The organism is Gemmatimonas aurantiaca T-27 (assembly GCF_000010305.1).
GTDB lineage: Bacteria > Gemmatimonadota > Gemmatimonadetes > Gemmatimonadales > Gemmatimonadaceae > Gemmatimonas > Gemmatimonas aurantiaca.
Genome location: NC_012489.1, coordinates 4,399,447 through 4,412,287, shown reverse-complemented (window position 1 = coordinate 4,412,287; position 12,841 = coordinate 4,399,447). Strand labels below are relative to the sequence as shown.

General features: G+C 64.2%; 7 protein-coding genes. 4 read left to right on the top strand and 3 right to left on the bottom strand.

Annotated elements, in window-relative coordinates:
* The first annotated feature begins 9 nt into the window (after positions 1-9).
* Together GAU_RS19155 and GAU_RS19150 are read left to right on the top strand one after the other, a co-directional pair.
* Positions 10-1,197 carry an efflux RND transporter periplasmic adaptor subunit gene (locus GAU_RS19155; protein ID WP_083765786.1) on the top strand — a complete coding sequence of 396 codons (1,188 nt, stop codon included), beginning with the start codon at positions 10-12 and terminating at the stop codon, positions 1,195-1,197.
* Positions 1,194-4,307, top strand: coding sequence for an efflux RND transporter permease subunit (locus tag GAU_RS19150; protein ID WP_015895562.1), 3,114 nt, complete (start codon positions 1,194-1,196; stop codon positions 4,305-4,307). Before GAU_RS19155 ends, GAU_RS19150 begins: the two co-directional genes overlap by 4 nt.
* Before the next feature lie 23 nt (positions 4,308-4,330).
* On the opposite strand, the gene GAU_RS19145 is transcribed toward GAU_RS19150, so the two are convergent.
* The 3 genes from GAU_RS19145 to GAU_RS21495 form a co-directional block, all read right to left on the bottom strand.
* Entirely contained in the window at positions 4,331-4,693 is a 363-nt protein-coding gene (locus GAU_RS19145) for a BON domain-containing protein (RefSeq protein ID WP_015895561.1), read from the bottom strand.
* A 148-nt stretch (positions 4,694-4,841) separates the two neighbouring features.
* Positions 4,842-5,516, bottom strand: coding sequence for an ankyrin repeat domain-containing protein (locus GAU_RS19140; RefSeq protein WP_015895560.1), 675 nt, complete (start codon positions 5,514-5,516; stop codon positions 4,842-4,844).
* A 25-nt stretch (positions 5,517-5,541) separates the two neighbouring features.
* Complete coding sequence (locus GAU_RS21495; protein WP_015895559.1) at positions 5,542-8,748, bottom strand: serine/threonine-protein kinase; 3,207 nt, start codon at positions 8,746-8,748, stop codon at positions 5,542-5,544.
* Between the two features lie 85 nt (positions 8,749-8,833).
* Between GAU_RS21495 and GAU_RS19130 the strand changes: the two genes are divergently transcribed.
* Both GAU_RS19130 and ppc read left to right on the top strand, forming a co-directional pair.
* Positions 8,834-9,847, top strand: a complete 1,014-nt coding sequence (locus tag GAU_RS19130) for a glycerophosphodiester phosphodiesterase (protein ID WP_156799147.1) — start codon at positions 8,834-8,836, stop codon at positions 9,845-9,847.
* Between the two features lie 53 nt (positions 9,848-9,900).
* Complete coding sequence (gene ppc / locus GAU_RS19125) at positions 9,901-12,702, top strand: phosphoenolpyruvate carboxylase (RefSeq protein WP_015895557.1); 2,802 nt, start codon at positions 9,901-9,903, stop codon at positions 12,700-12,702.
* Positions 12,703-12,841: the final 139 nt, after the last annotated feature.

Here is a 12,841-nt window from a genome sequence, read left to right as displayed (position 1 = left end):
GAGTCTCCCATGTCTGCCCATTCTCATTCTCTGCGCCCCACGATGTATCTGCCGGTGGCGATGCTGCCGCTGTTGCCCCTGTTTGTTGCCTGCACCGATCGCGGTGCCGCTCCGGCTGCTGACAGCGCCGCGGCCACCACGTCTTCCGCGATCCCCGTGAGTGTCGCTCCGGTTCGCCATGCGTCCGCAGCCGCGCCCGTCACTGTGACTGGCACATTCGGCTCGCGTGACGAAATCCCCCTCGCGTTCAAGATCGGCGGTGTGGTGGCACGCGTGCTGGTCGACGAAGGCGCCACCGTGCAGCGCGGTCAACTGTTGGCGGCCCTCGATCTGCGCGAGATCGACGCTGCGGTCACCAAAGCGCAGGTCGCCGTGGACAAAGCCCAGCGGGATCATGCACGTCTCGAGCGACTCGCCGCCGACAGTGTGGCTACACTCTCGCAGTTGCAGGATGTCACGTCGGCGCTCGACGCGGCACGTGCGGATCTTGCCACGGCCCGCGTGAACCGTGAATACGCCATCATCGTTGCGCCAGAAGCCGGCATCGTACTGCGCCGGCAGGGCACACCCGGCAGCACCGTCGCCGCTGGGCAATCGGTGCTGTCACTTGGAGGCTCACAGCGCGGTCGTGTATTGCGGGCCGGACTCACGGATCGTGATGCATTGCGCGTGCGCACCGGTGACAAGGCAACGGTGCACTTCGACGCCATCCCGGAGCGTACGTTTACGGGCAACGTGGTGTTGCTCGGACGCGCCGCCGACGCACGCACCGGCACCTTCACGGTGGAAGTGTCGCTGAGTGGTGCCGAGGCACTGCCCAATGGTCTCGTGGGACAACTCACGGTGCAGGTCCAACCCACTCGCTCGGCGGACGCAAACACCAGCGCCACACGACACGCCATTCCGGTGGATGCTCTCATCGAAGCCGACCGCGACTCGGCGACCGTGTTCACCGTGTCCACTGCGGGTGAACCCATCGCGCAGGCCGTACGGGTGCGTGTCGTGCAGTTGCAGGGCGACCACGCCACCGTGGACGGACTCGATGCCGAGGCTCGCGTGATCACGCGGGGCGCACCGTACGTGGCCCATGGCGCACGCGTTCGTATCATTACCCAGGCGACACTCGACTCGGCGTCACCGGCTGCCTCTGCGACCTCGCGCCGGGAGAAGAACAACACTGCGGGGAGCACACCGTGAACCCCCTCAGCGCTCTCGCCGAATTTGCCGTGAAGCGGTGGCAGTTCACGGTGCTGCTGTTCCTGATGTTCGCCGCACTTGGGGTGTCGAGCTGGATGGCCATCCCGCGCGCCGAAGATCCGGATTTCCCTGTTCCCATCTTCACCGTGGTGGCCGTCTATCCGGGTGCATCGCCGGAAGACATGGAACAACTCGTCACCGATCCGGTGGAGAAGCAGCTCAAGACACTCACCGATGTCATCAAGCTGGAAAGCACCAGCTCCGATGGTCTGTCGGTGGTGCGCGTGGAGTTCGATCCCGATGTGGACGCCGAACGCAAATACGATCAGGTCGTACGCGAGGTGAATGCTCTGCGTCCCACCCTGCCGGCGGCCCTCAATCGCCTGGATATCCAGCGCAACGAGAATTCCGATCTGACCGTGTTTCAGGTGGCACTGGTCGCACCGTCAGCACCGTTCACACAGGTGGACGATATCGCCAAGCGCCTCGAGGATGCGCTCGAGCAAGTGCCCGGTGTCAAACACGCCAAACGCTGGGCCGCACCGCCGCGTGAAATGCAGGTGACGCTCGATCTTGGTCGTCTGGCTCGACTGGGTATCACGCCGTCGCAGGTGCTCAATGCGCTGGGCAGTGACAACACGCAGATCCCCGGCGGATCAGTGGACGTGGGCACGCGGCGCTACAACGTGGCTACCACCGGGCGGTATCGCACCGCGGCCGATGTGGAACGCACCGTGATTGCCGGCGCCAATGGAGCCATGGTGCGGGTGCAGGACGTGGCCACGGTATCGTGGGGTGACGGTGATCCGGTGCACATGGGTCGCTGGAACGGGGAACGTGCCATGTGGGTGACCGTGGCCGTACAAAAAGGACAAAACGTTTCCAGCGTCAAACAGGCCGTCTGGCAGGTGCTCGATGAATTCGAACCCACGCTGCCCAAGAGCGTCACATTGGCCCGTGGTTTCGATCAGTCGGAGAATGTCGACCGGAGACTGGCCCGTCTGGGTGAAGACTTTGTGATCGCCATTCTGCTGGTGCTCATCACATTGCTGCCCCTGGGTACACGGGCGTCGATCATCGTGATGATCTCCATTCCGCTGTCGCTCGCAATGGCCGTCACGATGCTCTATGCCACTGGCTTCTCCATCAATCAGCTCTCGATCGTGGGTTTTGTGATCGCGCTGGGGTTGCTGGTGGATGACTCCATCGTGGTGGTGGAGAACATCTCACGTTTTCTGCGGCAAGGCTATTCGCGCACGGCTGCTGCGATCGAAGCCACCAAGCAGATTGGTGTGGCCGTGGTGGGCGCCACCGGAACGCTCATCTTTGCCTTCCTGCCGCTGCTGTTCCTGCCGGGGCTTGCCGGCAAGTATATCCGGTCATTGCCGATCGCAGTGGTGTACGCGGTGTTGGCCAGCTTGTTCGTCTCGCTCACCATCATTCCATGGCTGGCCAGTCGCTTGATGCCACGCACGGAATCGGAGCATGGCAATCGTGCACTGCAATGGCTCGACCGCGCCATCCATCGCACCTATGCGCCGCTCCTGGGACGCGCGATGGCCAGACCCTACGTCACGCTCGCCGTGTCGGCGCTGCTCATCGTTGGTGCGGTGGCGCTGGTGCCAGCCGTGGGCTTCTCGCTCTTTCCCAAGGCCGGCACACCACAGTACCACGTAGACATTGCCACACCCGATGGCACGTCGCTGGCGGAAACCAATCGGGCGGTGCGATATGCCGAAGGCGTGATCGGTGCACATCCGTCCACGCGGGCGGTGCTGGCCAATGTGGGCAAGGACAACCCGGCCGTGTACTACAACGTGTTCCAGCGTGCCGAGGCGCCCAATCGCGCGCAGATGCTGGTGTTGCTCAACGAATACGACAACGTGCGCACGCCCGTGGTGCTCGATTCGTTGCGCGAGAAGCTGGCGTTGTATCCCGGAGCCCGTATCGAACTCAAGGAGTTCGAGAACGGCCCGCCTATCGACGCGCCCATCGCCATGCGTGTAGAAGGCACCGACCTCGATACGTTGCAACACATCGCCGCACAGTACGAAGCGGTGTTGGCCAGCACCGCCGGTACGCAGTATGTGAACAATCCCGTGCGTCTGCGTCGCTCCGATCTGCAGCTCGTGGTGGACAAGCAGAAGGCCGGCTTGTTGGGCGTACCCAGTGCGGAAGTGGAACGCACCCTGCGCCTGGGTATTGCCGGACTCGAAGCCGGAAAAATCCGCGCCGACAATGGCGAAGAGTATCCGCTCATGGTGCGCATTGCCCATCAGGGCCGGCCGGCACCCGAAGCGCTCGAACGCATCTTCGTGAGCAGTGTGACGGGGGCCATGGTGCCGCTGTCGCAGTTGGCGACCACCCGCTTCGAAGCCTCGCCCACCACCATCGATCACAAGGACCGCCAGCGCAGTGTGACCGTGACCAGTTACGTGCGATCGGGATTCAATACCGACGCCGTCACACGCACCGTGATCGCGCGCCTCGACTCCATCGCTTTGCCTGCCGGGTACACGTTGCATCCGGCCGGCGAAATCGAAAGTCGAGAGGAAAGCTTTGGTGGCATCGGCAGCGCCATCATTGTGGCGGTGTTTGCCATCCTGGCCATTCTTGTGCTCGAATTCCGCGACTTCCGCACCACCTTGGTGGTGGCGTCGGTGATTCCACTGGGTGTCGTTGGTGGTATTGTCGCGCTGCTCTTCAGCGGCTACACCCTGAGCTTCACGGCGATGATCGGATTTGTGGCGCTGGTGGGCATCGAGATCAAGACGAGCATTCTGCTGGTGGACTTCACCGATCAGTTGCGGCGGGAAGGGGTGCCACTCGACGAGGCCATTCGTCGTGCCGGCGAGATCCGCTTCCTGCCCATCGTACTCACCACGTTCACGGCCATCGGTGGGCTGTTGCCACTCGCGGTGCAGGGGTCGGGGCTGTATTCGCCGCTCGCCTGGGTGATCATCGGCGGACTCGTATCCAGCACGCTCATCGCGCGTCTGGTGACCCCCGTGCTGTACAAGTTGCTGGCGCCCGCACTGGACGTCGAAACGACAACGGAGGCCGAACCGATGCTGGTCGGTCCGGCCTCCGTGTCGCCGGCGCACGCCTGACGTGCGCTCGGCTGCGATCTGGGTTACTTCGGCTTGATCGTGAGATCGTTGGTCACCTTGTAACCCACCGCCTTCGCGGTGGCGACTTCCTCGGCGAGCTTCTTCTGCTCTTCCGTGGGCACGGTGCCGCGCAGTGTCACCGTCTTGGTGTCTTCATTGGTATCGACGTTGATGTCACTGGCGTCGATACGTGTGTCGGTGGTGAGCGCGGTTTTCACCTGACCCGTCTCGAGGGCGCCTTCTACCTTGGTGCCCGCATCCGCGGCCAACTCAGCGGTCTTGTCCGCTGCATTCTCCGCGTCCTGCTTCGCTCCATCGGCCGTATTACCGCAAGCGGCCGTTACAGCAAGCACGGCCAACGTTCCGAGTATCTGGCGTGTGTTCATGGAATGCTCCTGGCTGGAGGGATCTCAAAGCGAACTACCGCGGCTTTCGCCGCCGCTTGAGTACGACCCGCGCCATATCACGAAGATCCGGCCAGTTGGTGATGCGACGCACCAACGGCTACATAGGCTCAATGCGCCGGTAACGGCCTCAACTGTCTGTGCCGATGGCGGCCAGCTTCTCGCCCACCTCGTGGAAGCCCCGGGCAATCGCCAACATGGCGGGTGTGCTACCGTCTTCCATCTTCGCGTGTGCATCGGCGCCCCGCGTGATGAGCAGGTCGCACAACGCCTGATCGCCACGCGACGCCGCGAGATGCAACGGGGTGATGCCGTGCGCGCCGCGTGCGCCCACATCGGCGCCGGCAAACACCAGCCGCCGCACAATGGTGGCATTGGTGGCACCGGCCAACGCCGCATGCAGCGGTGTATTGCGGGTGGCGTTGGTGCTCAGCGCATCCAATGGTGCACCGTGATCGATGAGTAGTGCCACGGCATCGACCTGACCGAAGAATGCCGCGAGATGCAGTGGCGACCAGCCATCACTGCTGCGACGTACACGGGCATCATCGTCATTTTCGATGGCGGAGCGCAACGCCGTCACATCACCCAGCGCGGCAGACTCCGGAGCATCGGGCTTACGCCCGTGCAGCAACAGCGGGGCGAGTTCGGCGGCACCGAGATAACAGGCGTGCAACACCAGCGACTCGCCACCGGCCGCACGCTGCGTGGACAGCGCCGGATCATCCCGCAACATCCGTTCGATCGTGGCGCGATCACGGCCACGGATGGCGGTCAACAGTGCTTCAGGGGCAGTGGGGACCATGCAACCGTCCGGAACAAAGTGATGATCAGCCGGGGCGGGTGACTGCGGCATCGCGCAGGCGCGCCACGGCTTCCCGGGCTTCCCGGAGCTGTGGCTGCAGCGGCTCTTCAGCCTCCTGCCACAGTGTCAGAAAGCGCTCGTACGAGGCAAGGGCCTTGGCTCGCTCGTCGAGCTTTTCATACAACTGGCCGCGCAACATGAACTGACGGACATACACCGCCCAGGTGATGTCGAGCGCATCGCTGCGTTGGAAACGCACGGGATCAATAGCTTCCAGCGTTTCCACCGCCCTACGTGTGTTGCCCAGTTCCGAAAGCACCAGCGCCCGCGAGACCATGCGCATGCCAGTCGTGCCGATCACCGACTTGCGCAGCGAATCAGGCAACGGGAAGCTCCGCGCGAGACGCTCAGCGGTCGCCTTGTCGCCGCGCTGCAACGACAGCAAGGCCACCAACTCGGGATAGCCCACCGTATCGCCCTGATCGGCCACGGTCTTGAGTGCGATCTTGGCGTACGTGGAGTCGCGCGTGCCGAGGTACATGAGATACGCGCTCACGCGGTCACGGCGCTCCGGCGGGAGCTTGCTCAGGATGCTGGTGACTTCGTCGAACTGGGCCTTTTCTGCCGTGGTCAGTGGCACACCCGCTCCGCCGCGCACGGCCAAGGCGAACCACTGTGCGATGACCCGCGTGGGCGTCTGCGCCACGGCCGGCAGCATCACCGTGGTGTTGGTGAGCAGATCGGCCGCCGTGGGCAATAGCGAGAGGCGTCCGGAGAGTCCCGCGGCGGACATCGCGTCGGTCAGGGCTGAATAGCGCTCAAGCAGACCCATCGCCGCAAACGAATCCACCGGTGTGCGACCAAGGAGATCTGCGTAGGCCCGACCGATGCCGGGTTGCAGTTGTCGCGCCCGGATGCGGAGAATGCGCCACGGCACGGCGGCCGAGTTGGTGGAGGACCGTGCCATGGTGGCCTGCAGCACTTTGACCGCGCTGTCCGCCATGCCCGCTGCTTCGAGATTGGTGGCCAGCGAGAGGCGGGCCTGTGATGCGTCGGGGTCGGCAGCGATCCAACCCAACGCTGCCTCACGAGCCCGGGCACTGGCCGCCGTGCGCAGCGTCGCGATGCGTTCGGGAGTGCCCACGCGACGTTCGTTGGCTTCAGACCCACCGGCCTTGATGGAATCGTTCACCAGAATGAACGAGCGCGGCACGGCGGCCCGTTCATACAGATCCACGAGGTGCTGGTAGGCCAGGTGGAACGTGGAGTCGAGACGAATCGTGCGCTGAAATGCCCGCATCGATTCATTCAGGTACTTGGATGCGCTGTCGGCGTTGCGACCGTAGCTGGTGCTCCAGACCAGGTGATAGTCGGCATCGGCCAGCGCATACCAGGCTTCGGCGTCCAGCGAATCGATCACCACCAGCTTCGCAAAACGATCACGCGACTGCAGGAACGAAGCGCGTGACGCAACCGGATCGCCGGTGGCCATGTTCACAAAGCCGCGCGTGAGCTCCGCCTGTCCGCGTACGATCTCCTGCTGGCGCGACGGCAGCCGCGAGGCGTATTGCACGGCGTGATCCACATCGAACAGCATCGAGCTGTCCATCCGACCGCGCCATCCCTGACCCAATGAACGACGGTAGTACGCCAGCGCAAACGTGGAGTCGAGCTCGATGGCCTGCGAGAACATCGAGTCGGCTTGTGCGAGTCGCCACGAATTGAGTGCACGCAACCCGGTCAGGTACAGGCGATAGGCTTCCACCGATGTGGTGGTTTGCTGCGCCAGATCGAGCGACAAACGCGGACCGCCCACCAGATCCAGCAATTCACCGGCCAGTTGCTCGAACAGACCGCGTGGGTCGGCGGTACGTAGCGCGGCCGCACGTGCACGATCGGTGACCTTGCCCGAACGCACATCGTACAGATTGGCCGTGGCAATCACCGAGTCACCGGCCAGCGTGAGCTGACCGAGCACGACCCGGCCGGCGCCGCCACGGCGCGCGAGACGCTGGGCGTCTTCGAGTCCCACGCGGCGTGCGTCTTCCAGCTTCTCATCGCGCAGCAGATCCAGCGTGCGTTCGTATTCGACGACGTGCAGATCTTTCCACTGCGCCAACGAGATGGTGAGCATGTTGAGCCCACCCTCGCGCAACCAGTCGAGCGAGCGATCGGGGCTCTGCACTTCGAAGGGCGCGACGATCCACTCCTTGTCGCTGCTGCTGCCACGATTGCCAAGGAAGAAGACGCCCGCCGCCACGGCCGCGAGGGTGCCCACGCCGGCGCCAATCCACGTGCGCATTGTCTTCGCGGCCCGTGAAGCGCGGGCATTTGCCGTGGTACGCGACAAGGCACCTGGCGCGGGTGTCGTTCCGGGAATCGGCTCCCCCATCACTGCTGCAGCAAAATCCCGTCCGCGCGCCCAGCGCTCGTTGGGATCCTTGCGCAGCAGCAGATCTACGGCCTGCGACACCGTCTCCGATGTGCCGGGGGCCGATACGGCCAACGACGGGACCTGCTCGGTGAGGTGTTTGATGAGTACCGTCGCCGCCGTGGTGGCTTCCACCGCCGGCGTGCCCGTGATCATCTCCACGGCAATGAGACCCAGCGAGTAGAGGTCGCTGCGGCCATCGATGGAGGGTTCGCCACCGGCCTGCTCAGGGCTCATGTAGCGCGGCGATCCCAAAACAAAGCCGGCGCCGGTGAGCTGCACATTGCTCTGCAACGCGCGCGCGACGCCGAAGTCGGTGAGCATGGCGCGGCCCGTTTCGCGATCGAGCAGCACATTCTCGGGCTTCACGTCGCGATGCACCACACCGGCGGCGTGCGCGTAGTCGAGCGCGAGCCCCATGTCACGCAGGATCGGGGCGGCGTCGTGCTCCGACAGCTTGTGCTCCCGTGTGAGCCGGTCGCGCAGACTCTCGCCCGGCACGAACTCCATCACGAAGTACAGCAGTCCGTCCACCTCACCGGCGGCGTACACGGCCACGATATTCGGATGCCGCAGGCGGGCCACCGTGCGCGACTCCATGACGAACCGCTGGCGCAGCTCCGCGCTGGCCGCCATATCGGGCGAGACCACCTTGATGGCGACGGGTCTGTCGAGCGCCTCGTCATGGGCGCGGAACACAGCCCCCATACCGCCCTGTCCCAGCAAGCCTTCCACACGGTACTGCCCGGCAAGGGCGGTACGAAGCCGTGACTCGATGTCCTGGGATGACGGGTCGCTCATAGCGGTAAGTTGGGGCGAAGATCGACGAAACTCCATGACACCCTGCCATCGTCCATTCGTTCGACGGGTCACCCGTCTGCTCGCCATGTCCCTCCTCGGGACGGGCGTGTTGCTGACCCTGCCCGCATGTCGGGGCGGCGCTTCGGCCCCGAGCGGCGCCGTGATGCCCGCCGCCCGTCCCCTGGTCATCGCCCACCGCGGCGCCAGCGGACATCGGCCCGAGCATACCATTGCCGCCTATACGCTGGCCGTGGAGATGGGGGCCGACTACATCGAGCCCGATCTCGTGAGCACCCGTGATGGTGTGCTCGTGGCCCGTCATGAGAATGAGATCGGTGGTACCACCGACGTGGCCGAGCGCTATCCGTCGCGAAAGACCCGCAAGGTCATCGATGGGGACACGGTCAGCGGCTGGTTCACCGAAGACTTCACGATCGCCGAGCTTCGGACACTGCGGGCCCGCGAACGGTTGGCGTTTCGCTCGCACGATTTCGACGGACAGTTTGCCATTCCCACCTTCGATGAGGTGCTGGCACTCGCCGATTCCCTGTCGAAGGCGCGTGGGCGGGTGGTGGGCGTGTATCCGGAGACCAAACACCCCACGTACTTCCGGAGCATTGGCCTGCCGCTCGAGCCGGCGTTGCTCCGCAGCTTACGGGCCCGTGGTCTCGATCGCGCCGATGCGCCGGTGTTCATCCAGAGCTTCGAGGTGGGCAACCTGCGGGCGCTCCGGCCGGAGACGCGGGTGCGGCTGGTGTTGCTACTGTCGAGTGGCCAGGTGCCCTATGACCGGCGCACGGGCGCGCAGTGGGTCACGCCGGAGGGGCTGCGCGAGATCCGCACCTTTGCCGATGCCATCGGGGTCAACACGCGCATGATCGTGGGCGGGGATTCGGCCAGTGTCCCCACGTCGCTGATAGGCGATGCCCATGCGGCGGGGCTCAAGGTGCATGTGTGGACACTGCGGTCGGAGTCGGTGTTTCTGGGCAAGCGCTATGGCGGGGATCCGCTGGCCGAGGTGCAGGAGTTTGTGCGGCTTGGGGTGGACGGGATGTTCGGCGATTTCCCGGATGTGGTGAGGAAAGGGGTGGGGGGGTAGCGGTTCAACGATCTTTCCGTTGACCCAGGCCTCCCACGGGCGAAGGTTCCGTCATGACCGACATCCTCGACCCACCTCCAGCGAGGGACGAGAAGGACCGTCCCCTCCGCGACGATATCCGCCTCCTGGGCCGCCTGCTGGGTGACGCGGTCCGTGAGCAGGAAGGGGCTGATGTCTTCCAGCTCGTGGAGGACACTCGGCGCGCGGCCATCCGGTTCGCCCGGGAAGGTCGGGCCGAGGACCGGGAGGCGCTGCATGTCCTGCTGGATCCACTGCCGCCCGACACGATGCTCAGCGTGGTGCGTGCGTTTTCGTACTTCCTGCAGTTGGCCAACATCGCCGAGGACACCCACCGCGGCCGCCGGCGACGCGCCCACGAAGTCATGGGCTCTCGGCCGCGCGAAGGCACGCTGGAGTTTGCCCTCGAGATGGTCCGTCAAGCGATCGGCAACGACGGCCTCGCACAGGAGCGTCTGACGGCCTTCTTTCGCAGTGCGCTCGTCTCACCGGTGCTCACGGCACACCCCACCGAGGTACAGCGACAGAGTACGCTCACCGTCATGCAGCAGATTGCCACGCTGCTCGAGCAGCGCGATCGCATGGTGCTCACGGGAGAAGAGCGCACGGAAAGTGATGCCCTGCTCACGCGCCTCGTGCTCACGCTCTGGCACACGCGCATCGTACGCGGCGAGCGCCTGCGGGTCGTGGACGAAGTGAAGAACGGCATCGCGTATTTTCGCAGCACGTTCTTCACCGAGGTGCCGCGCCTGCATGCAAATCTCGAGGATTTGCTATCAGCGCAGTTCCCCGGCAGCACCTGGCAACTGACGCCTTTTCTACAACCCGGCAGTTGGATCGGCGGCGATCGTGATGGCAATCCGTTTGTCACGGCCGATGTGTTGCACGAGACACTGCGCCTGCAGGCGTCGGCGACATTCGATTTTTATCTGCAGGAGATTCACGCACTCGGACAGCAATTGTCGCTGTCACGCACCTTGCATGCGGTGACGCCGGCACTGGAAGCCCTGGCCGCACGCTCACCCGATACCAGCGCGCAGCGTCTCGACGAACCGTATCGTCGCGCACTGAGCGGCATCTACGCGCGGGTCGCGTCCACCATGAGTGGGCTCGAACTGCCACCACCGGTGCGCGCGGCACTGGGCAGCGGTGAGCCGTATGCCTCCGCCGATGCGCTGTACGATGACCTCGTCATCATCCGCGATGCACTCACGACCACGGGTGTGGGTCTGCTCGCCGCCGGACGGCTGCGTCGGTTGCTGATGGCGGTGCAGGGATTCGGCTTCCATCTCGCACCACTCGATCTGCGGCAGAACGCCGATGTGCACGAACGTGTGGTCACGGAGCTGTTCGCGCAGGCTGGGGTGTGCGACAATTATGCGGCGCTCGACGAATCGCAACGGGTGGCGTTGCTGGCCCGCGAGCTCGAGGGCACGCGTCCGCTGCATTCTCCGCATCTGCGTTACAGCGAAGAAGTGGCCGGTGAGCTGGCGATCGTCTTCACGGCCGCCCGCCTGCGGCAGCGTTATGGCGCGAGTGCGTTGCCGCACTACGTGATCTCCAAGTGTGATGGTGTATCGGACTTGCTGGAAGTGGCACTGATGCTGAAGGAAGCAGGGCTCGCCACGGGTGGTCAGCAGGCCACGCTGGGCCTCGATATCGTGCCATTGTTCGAAACCATTGCCGACCTGCGGCGTGCTGGTGACACGATGCGTGCGGCGCTCGCGCTGCCAGTGTATCGCGCACTCCTGCGTACCCGCGGTGACGTGCAGGAAGTGATGCTGGGGTATTCCGACAGCAACAAGGATGGTGGCTTTCTCACCAGTGGCTGGGAGCTGTATCAGGCGCAGACTGCGCTGATGCAGGCGTTCGGGGACGCCGGGGTGCAGTTGCGGTTCTTTCATGGTCGGGGTGGCAGTGTGGGACGCGGTGGTGGACCCAGCTACGACGCCATCCTGGCACAGCCCGCAGGGGCGGTGACCGGTCAGATTCGCCTCACCGAACAAGGCGAGGTCATTGCCTCCAAATACGCCACGCCCGATGTGGGACGCCGCAATCTCGAGTTGCTGGTGGCGGCCACACTGGAGGCCACACTCACCGACCATGAAAGCGGTGCTGATCAGGTGACGGCATTCCGTCCGGTCATGGAGCGCCTCTCCGCGCACGCTTATGCGGCGTATCGTGCGCTGGTGTACGAAACGCCCGGATTCGCGCAGTACTTTCGCGAGAGTACACCGCTGGCCGAAATCGCCACACTCAACATCGGCAGTCGACCAGCGAGTCGGAAACCGTCCGATCGCATCGAAGATCTGCGCGCCATTCCCTGGGTGTTTGCCTGGGCGCAGTGCCGTTGCATGCTGCCCGGATGGTACGGCTTCGGCAGTGCGGTGACGGCATGGCTCGTAGAGCAGCCCGATGGACTACCCGTATTGCAGCGCATGGCGCAGCACTGGCCATTCTTCCGCACACTGCTGTCCAACGTGGACATGGTGTTGGCCAAGAGCGACCTGCGGGTGGCGTCGCGCTACTCAGAGCTGGTGCAGGACGAAACGCTGCGTCGTACCATCTTCGCGGCCATCGAAGCCGAATGGCATCGCACGCGCGACGCATTGCGGCAGATCACCGGACAGGACCAACTGCTGGCCGACAACCCGCTGCTCGTGCGCTCCATGGCCAACCGGTTCCCGTACATGGATCCGCTCAATCACCTGCAGATCGCCCTGCTGCAGCGCCATCGTGAGCACGTCGCCTCCGGGACCGCGCCCGATGATCTCATGCGGCGCGGCATTCACATCACGATCAACGGCATTGCTGCGGGGTTGCGCAATTCAGGGTGAGGAACAGCGGGGGGAACACTGATGACGCAGAAACAGCACAGAACAGCACAGATACTACAACTGCTTTTTTTGTTGATTCCGTGAAAGTCCTCAGCTCAAGCTGATGGCTGACATGCTGTTCAAAAAAGAAAAGTTGTAT